General features: G+C 35.7%; 22 protein-coding genes and 1 tRNA gene. 18 read left to right on the plus strand and 5 right to left on the minus strand.

Annotated features, from left to right (window positions below):
• Positions 1–885 (minus strand): phosphate ABC transporter substrate-binding protein, encoded by an 885-nt coding sequence (locus DYE54_RS07905; RefSeq protein ID WP_115310727.1) that lies wholly within the window; start codon positions 883–885, stop codon positions 1–3.
• Between the two features lie 356 nt (positions 886–1,241).
• Here DYE54_RS07905 and alr point away from each other — a divergent pair, with 356 nt between their 5' ends.
• From alr to DYE54_RS07925, 4 genes are all read left to right on the plus strand, one after another.
• Entirely contained in the window at positions 1,242–2,351 is a 1,110-nt protein-coding gene (alr, locus tag DYE54_RS07910) for an alanine racemase (RefSeq protein ID WP_115310728.1), read from the plus strand.
• A 418-nt stretch (positions 2,352–2,769) separates the two neighbouring features.
• A complete protein-coding gene (locus DYE54_RS07915) occupies positions 2,770–3,993 on the plus strand; it encodes an MFS transporter (protein ID WP_245935708.1) in 1,224 nt (407 codons plus the stop codon).
• An 84-nt stretch (positions 3,994–4,077) separates the two neighbouring features.
• A complete protein-coding gene (locus tag DYE54_RS07920) occupies positions 4,078–4,986 on the plus strand; it encodes a DMT family transporter (RefSeq protein ID WP_115310729.1) in 909 nt (302 codons plus the stop codon).
• A 306-nt stretch (positions 4,987–5,292) separates the two neighbouring features.
• Positions 5,293–6,834 (plus strand): IS1182 family transposase, encoded by a 1,542-nt coding sequence (locus tag DYE54_RS07925; protein WP_245935709.1) that lies wholly within the window; start codon positions 5,293–5,295, stop codon positions 6,832–6,834.
• 255 nt (positions 6,835–7,089) lie between these two features.
• On the opposite strand, the gene DYE54_RS07930 is transcribed toward DYE54_RS07925, so the two are convergent.
• Both DYE54_RS07930 and DYE54_RS07935 read right to left on the minus strand, forming a co-directional pair.
• Complete coding sequence (locus DYE54_RS07930) at positions 7,090–8,241, minus strand: tyrosine-type recombinase/integrase (protein WP_115310731.1); 1,152 nt, start codon at positions 8,239–8,241, stop codon at positions 7,090–7,092.
• 41 nt (positions 8,242–8,282) lie between these two features.
• Positions 8,283–8,780: a helix-turn-helix domain-containing protein gene (locus DYE54_RS07935; protein ID WP_115310732.1), complete on the minus strand. Its 498-nt coding sequence runs from the start codon at positions 8,778–8,780 to the stop codon at positions 8,283–8,285.
• 170 nt (positions 8,781–8,950) lie between these two features.
• Here DYE54_RS07935 and DYE54_RS07940 point away from each other — a divergent pair, with 170 nt between their 5' ends.
• The 11 genes from DYE54_RS07940 to DYE54_RS07980 all read left to right on the plus strand — a co-directional run bounded on the left by DYE54_RS07940 (position 8,951) and on the right by DYE54_RS07980 (position 15,218).
• The gene (locus DYE54_RS07940; protein ID WP_115310733.1) at positions 8,951–9,169 is read left to right on the plus strand and encodes a helix-turn-helix transcriptional regulator; all 219 of its coding nucleotides are present in this window, start codon (positions 8,951–8,953) and stop codon (positions 9,167–9,169) included.
• Between the two features lie 81 nt (positions 9,170–9,250).
• Entirely contained in the window at positions 9,251–9,466 is a 216-nt protein-coding gene (locus DYE54_RS07945) for a hypothetical protein (protein ID WP_115310734.1), read from the plus strand.
• A 6-nt stretch (positions 9,467–9,472) separates the two neighbouring features.
• Entirely contained in the window at positions 9,473–9,661 is a 189-nt protein-coding gene (locus DYE54_RS10120; protein WP_147285270.1) for a hypothetical protein, read from the plus strand.
• Positions 9,607–10,971: a DNA primase family protein gene (locus DYE54_RS07950; RefSeq protein WP_115310735.1), complete on the plus strand. Its 1,365-nt coding sequence runs from the start codon at positions 9,607–9,609 to the stop codon at positions 10,969–10,971. Before DYE54_RS10120 ends, DYE54_RS07950 begins: the two co-directional genes overlap by 55 nt.
• 290 nt (positions 10,972–11,261) lie before the next feature.
• A complete protein-coding gene (locus DYE54_RS07955; protein WP_115310736.1) occupies positions 11,262–11,498 on the plus strand; it encodes a hypothetical protein in 237 nt (78 codons plus the stop codon).
• 6 nt (positions 11,499–11,504) lie between these two features.
• Positions 11,505–11,759 carry a hypothetical protein gene (locus DYE54_RS07960; protein WP_115310737.1) on the plus strand — a complete coding sequence of 85 codons (255 nt, stop codon included), beginning with the start codon at positions 11,505–11,507 and terminating at the stop codon, positions 11,757–11,759.
• A gap of 31 nt (positions 11,760–11,790) precedes the next feature.
• Positions 11,791–12,015, plus strand: a complete 225-nt coding sequence (locus DYE54_RS07965) for a hypothetical protein (protein WP_115310738.1) — start codon at positions 11,791–11,793, stop codon at positions 12,013–12,015.
• Between the two features lie 584 nt (positions 12,016–12,599).
• Positions 12,600–12,770: a hypothetical protein gene (locus tag DYE54_RS10160; protein ID WP_172460580.1), complete on the plus strand. Its 171-nt coding sequence runs from the start codon at positions 12,600–12,602 to the stop codon at positions 12,768–12,770.
• 429 nt (positions 12,771–13,199) lie between these two features.
• Positions 13,200–13,733: a hypothetical protein gene (locus DYE54_RS07970; protein WP_115310739.1), complete on the plus strand. Its 534-nt coding sequence runs from the start codon at positions 13,200–13,202 to the stop codon at positions 13,731–13,733.
• Positions 13,734–13,740: 7 nt separating this feature from the next.
• Complete coding sequence (locus DYE54_RS07975; protein WP_115310740.1) at positions 13,741–14,598, plus strand: hypothetical protein; 858 nt, start codon at positions 13,741–13,743, stop codon at positions 14,596–14,598.
• A gap of 170 nt (positions 14,599–14,768) precedes the next feature.
• Entirely contained in the window at positions 14,769–15,218 is a 450-nt protein-coding gene (locus tag DYE54_RS07980; RefSeq protein WP_115310741.1) for a hypothetical protein, read from the plus strand.
• A 233-nt stretch (positions 15,219–15,451) separates the two neighbouring features.
• On the opposite strand, the gene DYE54_RS07985 is transcribed toward DYE54_RS07980, so the two are convergent.
• Both DYE54_RS07985 and DYE54_RS07990 read right to left on the minus strand, forming a co-directional pair.
• Positions 15,452–15,525: transfer RNA gene (locus tag DYE54_RS07985), tRNA-Gly, on the minus strand.
• 58 nt (positions 15,526–15,583) lie between these two features.
• Positions 15,584–16,228 (minus strand): DUF3298 and DUF4163 domain-containing protein, encoded by a 645-nt coding sequence (locus DYE54_RS07990; RefSeq protein WP_115310742.1) that lies wholly within the window; start codon positions 16,226–16,228, stop codon positions 15,584–15,586.
• A gap of 275 nt (positions 16,229–16,503) precedes the next feature.
• Here DYE54_RS07990 and DYE54_RS07995 point away from each other — a divergent pair, with 275 nt between their 5' ends.
• From DYE54_RS07995 to DYE54_RS08005, 3 genes are all read left to right on the plus strand, one after another.
• The gene (locus DYE54_RS07995; RefSeq protein WP_115310743.1) at positions 16,504–17,109 is read left to right on the plus strand and encodes a beta-class carbonic anhydrase; all 606 of its coding nucleotides are present in this window, start codon (positions 16,504–16,506) and stop codon (positions 17,107–17,109) included.
• Positions 17,110–17,210: 101 nt separating this feature from the next.
• On the plus strand, positions 17,211–18,572 hold the full coding sequence (locus tag DYE54_RS08000; RefSeq protein ID WP_115310744.1) for an MFS transporter: 1,362 nt from the start codon (positions 17,211–17,213) through the stop codon (positions 18,570–18,572).
• 60 nt (positions 18,573–18,632) lie between these two features.
• On the plus strand, positions 18,633–19,052 hold the full coding sequence (locus DYE54_RS08005) for a GNAT family N-acetyltransferase (RefSeq protein ID WP_115310745.1): 420 nt from the start codon (positions 18,633–18,635) through the stop codon (positions 19,050–19,052).
• The last annotated feature ends 331 nt before the right edge of the window (positions 19,053–19,383 follow it).

Raw genomic sequence — 19,383 nt, forward strand, 5'->3', positions numbered from 1 at the left:
TTATTTCTCCGTTTTCACTTTAGAGGCTACACCGTAACCTTTGGATTCTAATACTTTACCGTATTCTTCAGACATAATGAAGTCTAGGTATGCTTTTTGAAGTGCATCAGGGTTTCCTTTGGTGTACATGTGTTCAAAGCCCCATACTTTGTAAGAACCGTTGTAGCTATTTTCAAGGGTTGGTGCTACGCCATCGATGGAGATAGCAGCTACACTTGAGTTATTTAAAAGGTAAGGTAAGGCAACATAACCAATAGCGCCTGGTGTGCTGGAGATACTTTGGATAAGAGCACCAGAGTCATCTGTTTCTAAAGATTTGTTAGATGCTTCTTGGTTTTTATCAAGGGCAAATTCAGAGAAGAGGGCACGAGTACCGGATGTAGAAGGACGAGTTACTAATACTACATTCTGATCAGGACCGCCTACGTCTTTCCAGTTAGTTACTTTGCCAGTGAAAATGTCAATCAATTGTTGTTTAGTTAAATTTGGTACAGCTTTAGCTACATCTTTGTTAGCTACAGCCGCTACGGTTACAATGGCTACTTTATGGTCAACTAATTCAGCAGCTTTTTCTTTAGGTAATTTGCTTTCTGCTGGAACGTCGGAGTTACCAATGTTAACAGTACCATCAGATACTTGTTTTAAGCCTGTACCAGAACCACCACCATTTAATACGATAGAAACATCAGGATGTTTCTTTTTGAATTCAGCCGCTGCATCTTTAGCAAGTGGTAGCAATGCAGAAGAACCAGAAGAAGTAATGGTACCTTTTAAAGCTTGTTTTGAGTCTGCTGGTGCTGAACTGCTGTTACCGCATCCTGCTAAACCCAAGGCTAATACGCTTGCCATAACCATTGCTGTAAGAGCTTTACTTTTGAATTTCATGATTGAATTGCCTCCTAATCGATGGACAGATTTACAATTTAGTTTGTATACACAGTATACATAAGGTTTGTAAAGTTTATAGTCAGCACTTTGTAAAAGTTTTGTAAAATTAAAATTAGATGAGCGAGACCTCTATTTTCTTGGGAAATATACTATATATAAGTTTTTTATAGCTTGTATTGGAAGGTGAAAATATACAAGGTATTGACAGTGTGTTTTGATGAAAAATGACAATTTGGAAGCGAACAGAGTGTATATTTGGTGATTTTTTTTATGTATCTATTGGCTGGATTATGCTTGAAAAGAGTCATCTTGAGGTATAGAATAAAGGGTAGTAATTTTTATTGAGGTGACTTATGAGACCTACTCACTTAGAAATAGATACGGCGATTATTCGTGAGAATTTGCGTCGCATTAAAGATAGTTTGCCGGAATGGAGTACGAGTACGGCTGTTATTAAAGCGAATGGCTATGGCCATGGTAGTGTTATGGTCGGTCGAATTGCAGTAGAAGAAGGCTATGAATCGCTAGCGGTTGCATTTCCCGAAGAGGCCTTGCCTTTGCGGGCGGCGGGTATTATGGTGCCTATTTATTTATTAGGGATTACGTTGCCGCAGTCGTTTGATTTAATTGTTGAAAGCAATTCGCGTCCTGCTATTTGTGAATCGACTGATTTGGCTGCCTTAGACGCTTGTGCAGCGCGCCATGAAACGATTATTGAATGTTGTATTGCGGTGGATACGGGGATGCATCGAATTGGTGTACACCCAGATAGAGCTTTAGATTTTATGCAAGAAGTAGAATCGTATCCACATCTTAGTGTTGATGGATTTTTCTCACATATGGCGAGTGCTGATGCAGCCGATAAAACGAGTGCGCATAAACAAACGGAGTTATTCCGTCATATGGTGGAAATGATTCGCGCTCATCGTTCCGAGCCGTTTCGTTTTTCTATGGCTAATAGTGCGGGGCTATTATCTGTAAAAGATAGCTTATTTACTGATGCGCGGCCAGGTATTATTCAATATGGTATTATGCCTTCATTAGATGTGCCTAATCGCTTAGGATTGCGCCCCGCTTTAAGTTTGCATAGTAAAGTAGTGCATGTGCAGCATTTAAAAGCAGGTGAGCGCATTGGTTATGGTGGAACTTATACTACGGATCGTTTGACTACGGTGGCGACAATTCCTGTAGGGTATGCGGATGGATATCCGCGGAGCTTGTCAAATCGAGGGGCCGTATTGATTCATGGACACCGATGTCCCATCGTGGGGCGTGTTTGTATGGATCAACTGATGGTAGCTATGCCAGAAGGTGTACCCGTTCATCCTGGTGATGAGGTAGTTCTTATTGGTACGCAAGGCGATGAAAGTATTACCGTTCTTGAAATTGCTACATTGGTAGGAACTATTCCGTATGAAATTTTCTGTGATTTTTCAGAGCGTGTACCAAGGATTTATGTGTAAAGCTGAAATTGAAGAAATTTATCGGTCTATTTTGTAATTGACATACGGTATGAATTTTACCTTGATTTTTGATTGGTTATAATCTATTTAGTGTAATGATATGCATTAAAGTTTTATAAAATAGATTTTTTAATAATGATTAACGTGGTGATAATGAATTTTCGTTATCACCACTTTTCTTATATAAAATATTTTCATTTTGATAGTTGGTTATTTGAGAGTCTATATGTTGTGAAAGATATGAATAAATAAGAGGATGAAGTCATTATACAGTCAGACGGGGAGTGTTCGTAAAACTATATTATAAAAATTTATAATAAAATTCAACTTTTGCAATTTTACATAAAAAATTAATAATTATATAATTAGCCACTGTAGCAAGGTTAGTGATTATTTGTATAAGGAGATGCTTGAGGCTATGGAGGCTAGAAAAGAAAAGTTATGGACGTTACCCTTTGTGTTAGACACCGTTATTAATTTACTGGTATTTTTGATTTATTATTTATTAATCGTTATTATTGCTGTTGTGGCTAAAGATTCGTTGCATGCTACCTCAAGTCAAGCGGGCTTGGCCGTTGGAATTTATATTATTGGTACGGTGGTTGCGCGTATATTTGCAGGGCGCTTTGTAAGCACATTAGGTGGACGTAAGGTATTATATGTAGGCTTAGGAATCTATTTAATTTCAACGATTTTGTATTTTTATATTCCTAATTTACTTGTATTGGATACGATTCGTTTTATCAATGGTTTTGCTTATGGGATCACTTCTACCGCTACGAGTACTATTGTAGCGAGTGTTATTCCTAAAACACGTCGTGGCGAAGGCATTAATTATTATGGTTTGAGCACAAGTTTAGCTGCGGCTATTGGTCCATTTTTAGGGATTTTCTTATTGTCGGTGACGAATTTTAATACGATTATTGCTCTTTGTGTGTTCTTAGTTATTCTATGTGTAGTTGGGGCTTTTTTGATGGAGTTTGAAGAACCTAAGCTTAGTGACGCGTTAATTAAAGAAGAATCAGGGCGTCGCATTTCTGATTATTTAGAACCACGAGTTAATTCTATTACTTTAGTTTCCATATTAGTAGGATTTGCTTATTCGGGGATTTTAGGATTTATGGCGTCGTATACACGAGATATTGATATGGTACAAGCTGGTACTTGGTTCTTTGTAGTCTATGCCATTATTATTACGCTGACTCGTCCGTCTTTAGGTCTTATATTTGATCGCAAGGGCGAAAATTATGTGTTATATCCTTGCTTTATTTCATTGGCTATTGGTATTTTGCTATTAGCATTTGCACAGGCTAGTTGGATGATTTTATTATCGGCTCTTTTTGTGGGATTGGGCTACGGTACGTATATGTCAAACGGACAGGCAGTGGTTGTTAAAATGGTGCCATTTCATCGGATTGGCATTGCTACCTCTACCTATTTTATTGCTCTTGATATTGGTTTGGGTTTTGGCCCCTATGTATTAGGCGGGGTTAAAGAGCTGATAGGTTTCACGAATATGTTTGTATTAACGGCAATTGTTGCGGTAGTGGCCTTTATTTGTTACCATTTTTTATATGGACGCTTAATTGGTACGCCCGATGATCCTGCTTTGAAAGCACAAAAAGAAGAACTGGAAATTTGATAAATTCGCTATTTACTTTATGTTTTAAGGGGTATATACTAGTGCGAGTATATAATTCTCGTTGTGTGGGAGGATAGGATTAACATGTCGGTTAAACAAGCTGAAGGGTTAATGTTATTTGTAACATTTGCGTGGAGTTCGTCGTACTTGTTAATGAAAATTGCTTTAGAAGGTGTAGAGCCATTTAATTTGATTGCGTTGCGGTTTTGTATTGCTTTTATCTGCGTGAGCATTGTGTTTTTTAAGCTATTCAAACAGTGTACTTGGTCGACATTTTATAAGGGCGTCGGATTAGGTGCTTTGGTGTGGATTTCGTTGTTTGGGACTGTTACGGGGGTTAAACTTACAACGGCTTCGGCCGCTGCTTTTTTAGGAACAACGACAGTTGTATTAGTGCCTATTATTGAGGGGATATGGCGCAAAAAATGGCCACCTAAAATAACCGTATTGAGTATTGCCTTAGCTTTTTTAGGATTAATCTTATTCACCGTTAAAGAAGGTTTTTCTCTAGATGTAGGGGCTATATATTGCTTGTGGGGCACTTTTGGTTATGCTAGTTATATTATTATTCTAGGTAATATAGCTAAAGGCAAAGATGGTATTCTTATTAGTATGATTCAATTTGCGGCTATTGGGGTGCTGAGTTTATTGAGTTCGTTTGTTTTTGAAACGCCTCGTTTGCCACAAACAAATGAGCAATGGGGTGCTGTGCTTATACTGGCTATCGTGTGTAGTGCATTTTGCTTTTTGATGCAAATGATTGCTCAACGATATATTTCTCCATCTAAAATCGGTCTTATTTATTCTATGGAACCAGTCTTTGCGGCCGTTTTGGCCTATGTATTCTTGCATGAAGTATTAGGACTACAAGAATATATTGGCGCAACGTTTATTATGATTGCCATTGTTCTTAAAAATATAGTATATCGTAGTAAATATGCTTTATTGCAACGAAAGCGAAAACATTGGAATCGGAAATTGACTGTGAAATAAGACTTCTTAAAATTTAAGTAGTTAATATTTGAGGGCTATAGCGTAAAATCGAAATGATTTAATGCTACACCCTCTTTTCTATTTGTTAGATAATATAAAAAGGGGCTGTAACGAAATACAACTCCTGAAATAAATAATGCGGTTTGAAGATATAAAAGTGTCTTCGAACCGCATTATTTCTATATTTATATAAGAAAAAAGGCCCCAAAGGGCCTTTTTTGTTGGTATAATTAATTTATGAACAAAAACCATATCCAACACGATAATTATACTAAAATTTCAGGTTTTCGCCAAGTAGTTTTATCTTTGGATTATGGCGTTCGGATTGAACCTAATGAGCCGGTGAGATTACTGGATGCTGTATTGGAGGAACTAGATTATACAAAGTTACAGCATCTCTATTCTTCAAAAGGAAGAAAATCTTTAGTACCACCATCTATTTTGTTTAAAATCTATGTATATGCCATGACCGAAGGCATTGTATCTGTTCGTAAAATTGCAGAACAATGTACTAAAAATGTTCACTATATGTGGTTATTACAGGGGTATCCAACACCCTCACATATGGTATTTCATCGATTTTTCAAGCGACTAACTATTGAAGTATTGCAAGATTTGTTTACACAACTAATTGAAACACTGAGCCAAGTAGATAGTATAGATTTTTCAGAAGTATTTATTGATGGAACTAAATGGGAAGCGTATGCCAATAAATATAGTTTTGTATGGAAAAAAGCGATTCTAAAACATGCGGCTAAACTTCCAGAAAAGTTAAACATACTACAGGATAAAGTGGCTACTGAACTTCAATGTGATAAGGTAACATCATTGACTAATGATGAACTTTTAGTCTATCTAGAGAAAGAAATTATTAGACAACAAATTCAATTTGTACATGGTTCAGGTAAGCGTAAGCATACATTACAACGCTTATTCGAAGAGTGTGTAGCCATTCGTAACAAGCGTATGGAGTATGATGAAGCATTACAAATATTAGGGAGTCGAAATAGTTATTCAAAAACAGATGCTGACGCTACCTTTATGCGATTAAAAGAAGACCATATGCTAAATGGTCAATTAAAACCTGCGTATAATGTGCAATTAGCCGTTCATAGTGAATACATTGTGGGTGTTGGTGTATTTCCTAATCCTACAGATACAAAGACGTTAATCCCGTTTATGAAACAATTAGAATCTCAGTACAAACAGAAATTTCAATATATAGTAGCGGATGCTGGTTATGACAGTAATGAAAATTTATCTTGGTTGTTAGCACATGACTACAAAACATGTATAAAACCAAGTAACTACGAACGAAGTAAGACTAAACGATACCGCGAAGACATAGGTCGTGCAGAAAATATGGCGTATGATGAGGTAAGTGATAGTTTTACCTGCGCTAAAGGGCGTAAATTACACTTTCAACGTATTAGAAAAAGTAAAAGTAAAACAGGATTTGTCTATGAAAGTAGAGTCTACTGTTGCGAAACATGCAATTATTGTGGATTACGTAACCAGTGCCAAAAAGCATATTATGGAGTACAACCTAAACGTAACAAAACACTTTATATTTCAACAGATTACCAAGCAATGCTAGTAAAAAACAATGAGGTCTTTAACAGCCCGTTAGGAACACGGCTTCGTGTTAATCGCTCCATTCAAGTTGAAGGCGTATTCGGTGTACTAAAAGAAGATATGATGTACAAACGCTTTCGACATCGAGGGAAAGATAATGTGGAAAAAGATCTTTTACTAATGGCGTTTGGTTTCAATCTAATGAAGTTACATAACCGAATACAAAAAGGCCGGTTAGGTCAGCGTTTATTTAAATTAAAAAACGTTGCATAATTATATTTAAAATAGCTTTGTTGAAAGCTTATTTAAGTGCGTCTAAAAACTAACACCAAGACTTCTTTGAAGACATCAGTATCTCAAAGAAGTCTTGGTGTTAAAAAGAAAAAAGGGCTGTAACGTAAATGCCGGATAAAATCCACATTTCGTTACAGCCCCTTGTGTTAATGCTGTATGGAGCGGAATTTGGGAACACCGCTTCATTATTGCTTTTCTAGCTGTATTTATTAGAAAAGGGCAAAAAAAGGGCAACTATAAATTAATAGTATTTAGTTTTTCTATTATATTTTCTTTCATATGTTCCGTCACATGTGAATATATTTCTAATGTAGTCCGAGGGTTATTGTGGCCAACTCTAGCCATGATAGCTTTAAGGGGGACACCTAATTCACTTAGTAAGCTAATATGAGTATGTCTAAATACATGTGTTGAAATATGCTTGCCGTTGATGTCTAAACGCTTTAATATCTTATTGATTTGTTGCGTTTCGTAAGGGTGGCCATTCTGATTGATGAATATATAGCGTTCTTCTTCTGGTGGCTCACCGAGGCTCATATATTGCCATCTATTGGAGCGTATAAAGAACTCTATAATTTCTTTTGACCTATCATTAAGAGGAACTTTTCTATAGCTGTATAGGTTTTTTGGTGTTCCTCTAGTTCTAGTGCTGGCGTCATAGCTACCGTTTACATCAATTGCACCATTGAAGCGGTTGTAATCACACTCACGGAGCGCTAATAACTCCCCTATGCGTAAGCCTGTAAATGTCATAAATTCTATCAGAAGGCCTATACGCTTATGAATGTTGGCTAACTGTGCAAAACATAGTTTTAGTTCGTTATGATCCAGAAATTTATTACTTGCTTTTCTAATCTCGGTAATAGTCTTTGGCTTTGCTTTTATAGTAATGTCTAAAAAGTCCTGTACATTAGCTATATACCCTTTTCGCCTTGCGTATTGCAGGGCGTTTTTTAGTATGCGTAAAAGGCTACATGTGTATTTATAAGTTGCACCTTGTACGTGATGAAAATTAACCAATACTTCTTCAATATATATGCTTTTTAGGTCGTATAGTGGTATATCCTCAAATAAGGCTTTTAAGCGATTGAATGAAGAATCGTAGGTATTTTGAGTTCTAGGGGATACAGTAGGCTTATAATAGTTTATCCATTCTTCTATTACTTGATACAGTGTTACGGTAGGCGTAATAGTCTTAACTTCTAGCGCTTCTTTAGCTTCATTTATTTTGCACATAAGCTTTGTATAGGCTCTTTTCTGGTGCTTAGGGCTATTACCTTCTAGGGTAACAGATACCCGCTTCATAGTGTTTGTTTTAGGGCATTTGTACCGTTCATAGTAACGGTATACCGTGCCTTTTTGTGTTTGTCGTTCCTCTATCCACATGTCTATTTGTCCTCTCTTGTGGGCGAGAAATAACAAGCCTATTACAGGTTAACATCTGTTAATAGTGATACTCTTGTTAGAAAAATAAAGGGTTCTAAGTTATAGTTTTGCTTTTTTCGATAAATTTCTTCTATAGATTCTAAAGTTAGCTCTAATAATATATTTTCATGGTCTTCATAAAATGAACGCCAGTTTTCGAAGTCTGAATCTTTTATATTAACTACAGGAATTTTATTTTCACTTAGTAAAGTCACATAAAGCGACATTTCTAGAAACTCATCATTATCATAATTAACTATAACTTTAAAAATATTATTATCCAGTGTTATATCAATATTAAATGGGTAGTAATATAAAAAATCTGTAAAATTTAAATTTAGATATTTACATAGATTGTTAAGATATTCAACATTAAGTTGTTGAAATTTATTAGATATTAAATTCTGGATAAAAGTTCTTGAACTGTTAGTTTCAGTTGCTACCCTATAGGCTGTTAAATCTCGTTCATATAATATATTTTTTAGTGTTGATATTATCATTTATTATCACCTCTAAACATATATTAGCAGAATAAGAGCGGTAATTCAATGATATTTTAAATTATATTGTAATTTTATAAAACATTGTATTGACAAAATATAACATTGTGATTTAAAATTTAGTTGTAATTTGAAGTTACAATGAAATTTAAAAGGAGGAAAAGAAATATATGCAGAATAGAATTGAAGTAATGGCGAATGTAAAAGTTCAAATACTTAGAGAATTAATGTTAAAGCATGGTTTATCTTCTAAAGCTTTAGCTAAAGAAGCGGGAGTAGGTATTGTAACAATATATAATTTGTTACGTGGTAAACCATGCGGAATACCTATTGCTAATAAATTGGCTAAGGCTTTAAATGTTCCTGTAGACGAATTATTCACAGTGTAAACCTCAACCTATCATATTATCATCTCTCTAACTGTGAATATTCGTTTGTAAGGCGTTTTTATTAAGAAAGGATGTGTTTGTATGGAGCTAATACAACAAGAGTATGCAAGACCTAAATTCTTCATGATTAAGTACAATGTCAGCCGAACTACATTGTGGCGGTTATTGCAGAATATGAAAACACGGCCAAAGTTTAAGAATTCATTTAGACGAACTAGCCCAGGTGTTGAATTAATCAATATTGCAGATTTTGACCGCTTCATGGTAATTCGAACCGCAGAACTAGAAAGGGTGTGATGGATCATGTCAGAAAAAGAAAAAGCCGCTCCATGTGCGCCAACACATGAAGCGGTAAAGGAAAGTAAAGCTAGCAGGCTTTATACTTCCTTTTTATTATATCAATTCCCCGCAGGGATATCAAATGAAAGGGGGATTATATGTTTAGAAATGGGAAATATTTCAACGGTAGAACATTTTTACATCAACAATTAGGTGATGACCTTATAAACGAATTAAAAATTTGCCGTATTAGACAAAATAAATATGAAGAAGACGGTAATATATTTAATCGGGATTTAATGTTTTATAGTGAAGAATATGGTGTTTATAAAACGCTACCGAGTAAGAAATTGAACGCAGAAATACGAAGGCGAATAAAAAATATTTCTAATAACCGTCAACGAGAAGTGCGACTGTATATTGAAGATATGGCAGAAATTAAGGATATAAAATTTGAAAACTATATAGCAACTAAAAATGTTATTCTTGATGTTTTTAATCGAGCAACATTCAGGTATTCGCCTGATATTATATGCACTCGGTATATACCTACTGAATATAATCGCTTACAGAGTGAATGCTCTATTCTTGATAAGTTTATGAATACAATTACTTGCGGTAATAAAGATATAGAAAACCTGCTTTACGAATTTATAGGGTATTGCTTATCGCCAACAATATTTATACATCAATTTTTTATTATTATTGGTGAGGGTAGCAATGGAAAAAGTACATTTTTTAAGTTGCTAACGGAATTATTAGGGCATTGGAATGTAGGCAATACGCCACTAAATAAATACGGTGGGCGCTTTGAGTTAGCCGGTATGGAATATATAGCTGTTAATATAGGCGATGACATAAGCGATAAGGCGCTATTAGAAACAGATAACCTAAAGAAATTAGTTAGTGGTGACCCTGTCAAGGTAGAGCAGAAAGGAAAACAAGGATATGTTATATATCCAACATGTAAGCATATATTTAGTGCGAACACTATGCCTAGGGTTGTAGATACAAGCGGGGGCATGAAAAGGCGTTTTGTGGCTATTCCATTCAATGCAGATTTTAAAAAGAATGGGGATCCTGAAATTTTAAACAAGATAATTGAAGCGGGTGGTCTTACCGTACTTATGAATAGAGCGCTTGAGGGGTTACAGCGATTACGTTCAGCTTATCAATTCACAATGTGCGATGAAGTCTTACTCACTACTGAAGAGCATTTGAAAGAAATGAACCCCTTAGCAATATTTAATGACATGTGGCTTAATAATGAGTTTGAACCCTATGAAAGCCCTACTGCTAAAGAATTTGTTTGTGTACCGATTAATGAAGTGGTGGCTAATCAATATTACAAGTTTTATAAAGACTTTTGTAAGCAATATGGATTTGAGGCGTTAGGAATTACTCGATTCAATCGGGAGATGAAACGGCTAGGATATGAAAAAACTAGGTGTTGGAATGGAAATTTACGGGGTAAATATGTATATGCTCTAATGCTCAAAGAATGCGCTAATTCATCTAAATAAAATGGTGCATTGAGAATGCAGTATTTATAAGGGTTTATCGGTGAATGCTCTAAATGCTCTAAATATTTTTACATTATAAGTATATATAAGTATATAAAGTATATAAAGTATATAAAGTATATAAAGTATATAAAGTATATAATGAGTTAAAAAAATATGGTGCATTTGTTGCAATGACTACAAAGCCAGTAAATACAAGGGTTTGTATGCACTTTTTTTATAAATTAAATTGGTGCATGCAATAAATTATGTGGTGCATACAGTAGAACTGAAAGATAAGGAGATAAGATATGTTTAATAAATTAGTTTGGGATGAACAAGAATTTAAAAAAGCGCATATGTGCTATAAGAAGATAGTAAAAATTCAAGATGAAGTCTTTACTCAGGAAGTGTTAGATAATATAATCAATGTTTTAGTTCTGTTAGATGCATTTAGCCTTGAGAATATCGAAGATGAGGAGCTTAAATTAATGGCGAGAGTGAAAACTTTATATTTACTAGGCTATATTAACGGTAAGGCAGTGTGATGGCGTATGAATAAAAAGACATCGATTCAAGACAGTACTTTTATAAAAGCTGTAGAAGTTATGACAGACGCAGTACATAGAAATATTAAAACAGTATTTTTTACGGTGAATACAATGGACGCATTAAATGAAATTTGTGCTAACTTTGGTTTTTATGACTATAATATCACTCCGTTTACAATGGAATACAACGGAAAGACATTAGCTTGTTACGCTACTAAAGCAGAATATAACCCTAAGAAAGCAAGTATTAAAGGATAGAATTTACGTTAAAAAAGTGAGGGTATTTATTATGGAAAATATAAACTTAGTTGAAAATATAACTTGTGAAAATGTAAATGAACTTGACGATTTTGATGTTGTTATAGAAATTATGAGAAGTTGCGTTGAAAGCGCTGAAACAGGGCGTAAATGGAATGATGTATTAGCTGAAATGTGTATACGTTGTTATAGAGAGGGTAAGCGTGCAGGTTTTGACATGAGAAAAGCGTATGATGAAGTAGTAGCGACATTGTAGCAGGGCCTAATAAAGAACAGCTAGTAGGCCAATTTAGGGGGCGTTGTGGTTATATCCATAGCGCCTTTACTCTTATTCAAGGTAGGTTCTTCTGGAGCGTATGGAGCAATTACGGCAACTGTGATCGCAAGCATTAGCTAGATGTAAAAAATAAACTTGCCTTGCTTTCGCTCAAAATTAAGCAAAAGTCTAAAAGTCGTGTTTTGCTACTTTTTAATGTGGAATTGTTGACAAAAGTTGACATTGAACAGGCTCAAAAAAGAGCAAGTTCAGATGTTGATAAAAGTTGACATTCGCTCAAAATTGAGCAAAAGTTTAAAAGTCGTGTTTTGTTATATCATTTCAACATGGCCAACATATAAAACTTGAGAAAACTTGAGGTTGAAATGTTAATGTTTGTTAAGGTCAAAACCTTATAAAACCTGATATTTATTTTATGTATTAAGGGGGTAACGTTTTGCGACACCCTAAAAAAGAGTATAGCGAGATTTGCGAGGCCCTAAAAAAGAGGTATCCTTACATTTCTGACTCCCTAAAAAAAGAGTATTCGGAGATTTCGGAGGCCCTAAAAAGGAGATGATACAATGATAAAAGCTAAAATTAGTTATAATCCTAAAGAAGATAAATGCATAGTAGGTGAAGTGTTGAAACAGTTTTCTGTTGATAAATATCGATTGAAATTTATTTCTAGGCCTGTTAATGGAGAACTTAGGACAATCGCATATATTAACCCTAAAATTAAGGGTATAAAGTAGCGATAAATGCAGTAATGGCGGTGCTTTTTGCTTGTTTATATGCCTTGAAATATGGTATAATAAAGATAGTTAAATAAGCAAAGTACCGCTATTGTAATTGACGAATTATAATGGTAAGGCAAATAAATAAAACTGAACTGGGTTCAATGCGCAAGGGCTTAGGAATGTTGAATAGCCGTGGGAATAATAAATCTCTTCTGGGTTAGAGGAGTGCTGTTATTTCCTCGGCTTTTTATTTTGTCCGTGGGACTTATTTAGCTAGGATACTAAGCATTACCTTCTTTTAATGTTGAGTACAACTCTGTTAAAGTGGTTTTGTTTACCTTCGGCAACCACAAACAATATTCCCCGCCATAGCTGTAATTAAATTACAGCTATGGCGGGGTGTGTTGTATAACCTTACTTTAGGGATAAAAAGGAGAATGAATTATGAGTAATAACGCAAACCAAAGCGGTAATAATGGGAATGAAAAGCTGTTTACACAGCAAGAAGTAGATAACATTGTAAAAGATCGTCTTGAACGTGAACGCAAGCGCTACAGTGCAGACGCTGACGCTATGGGCGAATTAAATAGACAGGTTGCAAGCCTACAGGCTGAATTATCACAACTAAAAGAAGATAAGGCAGCACAGGCGGAGCAACTAAAGACTGAAAAAATTAAAAATGCAATTATTGATGAATTAACCAAAGGTAACGCAATAAATACAGCTAGTTTAGTACATGTATTTAGTGGTGGCGCAAATATTAGTGATGATGGAACTATTATGGTAACAGGAGAAGATGGGAATGCTGTTTCTGTAAAAGACGGTGTAAAAGCGTGGTTGAAAGAAAATTTATGGGCTGTTAAAAATACATCTCAGCCGGGCGCTGGTAGTGCCATGGACCCTGGGCGTGCTTATGATAGTGATGCTGTAATGAGTGATTCATTGCGTGAAGCCTTTGGACTAGTTAGAAAGGATTGAATATTATATGGCAACGATTGAATTAGCTTCTAAATATGCTTCATTAGTAGATGAGAAATTCACAACGGAAAGTAAAAGCGACTTGTTAACTAATCAAGATTATGATTGGATAGGTGTTAAGACGGTGCGAATATATAAAGTTAGCACTTCTGAAATGAATGATTATGATCGTGATTTAGAGGGCAAATACGGCGGTAAATCATATTATGGCGAGGTTAAAACGCTAGACGCAACCACGCAAGAAATGACATTAAGCCGTGACCGTTCATTTACATTTGTAATTGATAGATTAGATGATGAGGAAACAGGAGATGCATTAGGTGCAGCGAAAGCTTTAGAACGTCAATTGCGAGAGGTTGCAATTCCTGAATTTGATGAGTACACACTAAATAAGATTTGTACTGAAGCAGGGATTAAACCTAAGGCAAAAGCATTGACTGTTGATAATATTGCTACAGAGATTTTAACGGCTACTAATGCGTTAGACAATAAAGAAGTACCAGAAGCAGGGCGTATTCTTGTTGTAACACCTGATACATACTTCTTAATGAAACAATCTAAAGATATTGTTATGAATACAGAAGTTGGTAGCGATATGCGTATTAAAGGGGTAATCAGTAGCTTAGACGGTATGCAAGTATTGAAAGTACCTGCTTCCCGTTTACCAAAGAATTTCGGCTTTATGGTGGTTCACCCTGTAGCCACAGTATGCCCTCGTAAGCTAAACGATTATAAAATTCATGATAACCCGCCAGGGATTAACGGCTTCTTAGTTGAGGGGCGTTTATGTTATGATGCCTTTATTTTGGATAATAAAAAAGACGCTATTTATTATCAACCTATGACCGTTAGCACAAGTGCATAATTCAGATAGAGAGATGATATAGAAATAGCCACAATGGGGAATGATACGCCTGTTGTGGCTGTTTTATTAGAAAAGTAATTCTCTTATTTGCGCTGTAAGTATAGATAGTTTAGATATAAATACCTTAGGAGATTTTTATTTGTTAGTACGGATTAAATGAGGTGGACGGAATGGGATATTATGAAAAGACATTAGAACTTATGCGATTAAATGATAAAATTCATGTGCTAAAAGCTAAACTATATAGCCTTGATGGGGTAACGGTTAGTTATATATCCAATACACCGAGAGGTAAAGGCCATAAAGGGGATAAAATAGGGCATATCGTGGCTAATAGAGAAGAATTAATAGCTGAAATAGCAGCCTTAGAGAAGCAGAGCGAGCCGTATATTAAAGATGTGCGAAAGGCGTTGCGGGCGTGTTGTAATTATGATTTATCGAATAGTATAGAATCTCATAGACTTGTTAGTAATGTAATCGTATATAATTACACAGTTGAAGAAGTAAGCGAATTAAGTGGTAAGAAAATTTCACAAATCCAAAGGAACATAAGAACTTATCTTAGTCGCATGAAAGAGCGAGAGGAAAAAGGTACATTAGATATTAAATCATACTATTAAAAATAGGCGAGCGCATGGCCCGCCTATGAGAGGTGATAATATGATGTTTCCTATATTTAATTGTAGGGGGCAAACGCGTTTTAGGGGGCAAGCCTAGGGGGCGCTTTTAAGGGCAAACATATAATAAAAATGAAAAAAGAAGAAATACTTCAATCTTGTATAAACCTAGTAACTACCTGAATAGTTGACCTTTTGAAACAAGATGAAATCTTTCTTCTTAGTGTTTTTAATAATGGAGCGGCCGATGGGAGTCGAACCCACCTCTACGGCTTGGGAAGCCGTCGTTCTACCGATGAACTACGGCCGCAATTTATAGTACTCGTTCATTTTATCAAGTTTAGAAACATTTGTAAATAGTTGAATCTTTAAGAATTTAGCCGATTGATGTATTCTATTTTTTCAAGCGGAAATAGGATGGTAGTGACGCCATAGGCATAAGCGGAAAGTTCATATGGTTGATAGAGCATACCAATCGCACCATTTCCTAGGAGCACATAATTATCATTGTGCACTTCTACATCAGGGAGTCCGAATAACTGCTGTGGATAGAGTCGATTTTTCATATCTTGACTATATACTGAAAGCATGCCCGAGCTAACTAACTCTTTTAGTTGCTGATTATTAGCTAGTTTGACATAATTGTAAGCTGGAATACGTTCGCCGGTATGCTTATTGAATACTAAACCTTGGTGGGTATAGTAGCCATGTGCCGCTTGGCCATTATACCAGCCTTGTTCAATTGATAAAGATAATACATTTTCATCTTCGTAGGTAATATCGTAGTTCATGACAACTTGATACATTTTTTCTTTATAATACATAGTTTGCATACGACCTACATAGGAGGCAATGAGTTGATTCATTGCTTCTTGGGCTGTTTGGTTTTCTACATAAATTAGTGGATACCTTAATTTAAGATTGATGTCAGTTTGTGTTTTTTCGATAATTTGTCCTTGACTAGAGGCAGTGAAACAACAAAAGGCGAAGACTAGTGCTAGTAGTTTTTTCATGGGGATCCCTCCTTATGAATATGGTGATGTTTTTACATGATACATGTGTATATTATTGTACTCTGTTTATCGAAAAATATAAATTGCCAATGGGGAAACTGTTATACTATAATGTAGTAGATAGATACAAATGTTAATCAGTAATTATGATATATTGACTAGTAAATCTAATAAAATCTACAGATTAATGATGATTTATATTATATAAAAATATGATGATTTGTATTATGTAGAGAGTTTGATTAGATATATGACTAGTGACAGGAGGTTGACCTATGACATTGTTGGATGAAATTTTAAAAGCCAATGAAGCATATGTAGCAGATATTGTTAAAGAATATGGTGAAGCGGGGATGCCAGCTAATAAGGCTCCACAGCGACACATTGCCATTTTGACATGTATGGATACGCGCTTGGTGGATTTATTGGAACGCACGATGGGGATTGATCGTGGTGATGCTAATGTCATTCGCGTGGCAGGCAATTGTATTACCGATGTGTTTAGTGATGTAGTGCGTAGCTTGATAGTAAGTATTTATGAGTTAGGTGCTAAAGAGATTTTTATTGTTGGTCATGAAGATTGTGGCATGGAAAAAACTTGTCCGGATGCACTTTCTAATCGTATGATTGAACGTGGTATTTCAGCAGAAGCGATTACAATGATTCGTTGTGAGATGGAACGTTGGGCTAATCATTTTTGTCATTCAGAGCAAAATGTGGTGAAAGCAGTTGCTCAGCTTCGTCAGAATCCATTAATTCCGGACGATGTTAAAATTCATGGTCTTATGTTGAATCCATATACAAGTAAATTGACGGTTGTAGTTGATGGCAATAAACCGAACAATCAATTGGATTCGATGGCTGTGTGTACTTGCTGTTAAGTAATAGTGAACCGTTATTTTGTTTGACACTAGTGTCAGATAGATAACGGTTTTCTTATGCTTAAAATAACAATAATTTTGTTTATATAGGAGGTTTTACTTTGCAAATAGAAAAGAATACAAAAGTGTTAATTACGCTCATGATTGCATCGTTTTTAACCCCGTTTTCTGGGAGCTCGCTTAACTTGTCGATGCCTGACATTGGCCGGGCTTTTCAAGTGGGGACATCAGAACTTAGTTGGGTAGTTGAAATTTTCTTGATGACATGTGCTATTTTTACAGTACCTATGGGGCAATTGGGCAATCGCATCGGTAAGAAAAAAGTATTCCTTATGGGAACCATTTTATTCTCGGTGGCTTCCTTTTTGATTTATTTTGCCACCTCGATACATTGGCTCATGATTTTGCGTGCTATACAAGGCATTGCTTCGGCCATGCTGTTTTCGACAGGTACAGCGATTGTCGCATTGGTATATCCGCCGGCACGTAGAGGTTGGGCCATGGGCATGGTTGTTTCTGTAGTGTATGTGGGATTAGCGATTGGCCCTGTTGTAGGGGGCTTTTTGAATTATCGCTTTGGTTGGCAAAGCATATTTTATTTTATTGGCCTATTAGGAACTGTTGCTACGATTATGACGATTCTTTTTATCAAAGAAGATTGGGTGAATCGAGAGCAAGGTCATTTAGGTGGAATGAGTCTTTTTTTATATGCGACGTCGCTTGTTGCTGGCCTATATGGTTTGTCTGAAGTAGCAACGACTTGGTGGGGAAAATATTTGTTGGGGATAGGTGTATTCTTCACTGCCCTGTTTGTTATTCATGAAGCAAAGGTGGCGAAGCCGTTGCTTCCAGTGAGAATTTTTTTAGAGAATAAAACATTTTCTTTTTCTAGTTTGGCTGCTATGTTGAATTATAGTGCCACATTTGCTGTTGGTTTTCTGATGTCACTTTATTTGCAGATGATTATGGGATATGATTCTGAAACGGCCGGTTGGTTTTTATTAGTACAATCTATTGTAATGGCTGTTTTATCACCATTTATGGGGACGTTGTCAGATCGGTATGGTTCGGCTATCTTAGCGTCTGCTGGTATGGGGGTTATTGCTGTTGGTTTATTCGTTGTATGGCAGGCAATGAATATGACTTCGGTGATGGTTATTATTGGGGGATTAATTGTTATGGGGATAGGGTTTGCTATGTTTTCCGCACCTAATAATAATGCGATTATGAGCGCTGTACCGCCGGCTTATTTTGGTATGGCAAGTTCTGTTATTAGCACTGTGCGACTTCTTGGGCAAGTGCTTAGCATGGCTATTGTGGCCTCTATTCTTTCGCGGATTGATGCAACTAGTGCGAATAGTTTAGAACCTGCTGTATTACTGGCGAATATACAGTATGCATTAGTAGTCTTTATGGGATTTTGTATTGTGGGAATTGTGCCCTCTATGATTCGTAATAAATGAGTGGTTTCACATGATATAATATTGTTACGTATTGATTAAGCAGAATGAAAAGGAGTTTATATGAAGTGGTCAGTTGAAATTTATTCGGAATTACCTGAAACAGCTCGGGAGATTCGACAAGTTGTGTTTGTGGAAGAGCAAGGATTTGAAGAGGAATTTGATGCAGTTGATGCTACAGCAGCTCATTTGGTAGGCTTTGTTGATGATGAAGCTGTTTGTACTTGTCGTTTTTTCCGTGAAACAGAAAATTCATCAGTGTTTATCATTGGACGTGTGGCTGTTTTAAAAACACATAGAGGTCAACAATTAGGCTCTAAATTAATACTTGCTGCTGAAGATTTTATTCGAGTTATGGGTGGTGTAAAAAATAAGTTAGCGGCTCAAGTAAGAGCTAAAGGGTTTTATGAATCCTTAGGCTATCAGGCTGAAGGAGAGGAATTTGATGAGGAAGGTTGCCCACATGTGTGGATGACAAAATAATAAAATATTAGGGATAGCGTGTAATTAGATACAATTTTAAATATTGAGAGACTGAAAGGGGCTGTAACGAAATACAACCTCTAAAACTAATAATGCGGATTAAAGATAAGAAAGTGTCTTTAATCCGCATTATTTCTATATTTATATAAGAAGGGGCTGTAACTTAAATAACGGAGAAAATCCGCATTTCGTTACAGCCCCTTTTATTTTGGGAAGTTGGTAGGAGCGTAAATTACTTTCTTTTTATGAAAATATTATATGAAAAGATTAATATTACATTTAAATTTACTGTGTGTTAAATTTTCTGTTTTTAGATAAGATTTTTTGCTAT

The sequence above is a fragment of the Veillonella criceti genome (genome assembly GCF_900460315.1).
Classification (GTDB): Bacteria; Bacillota; Negativicutes; order Veillonellales; family Veillonellaceae; genus Veillonella_A; species Veillonella_A criceti.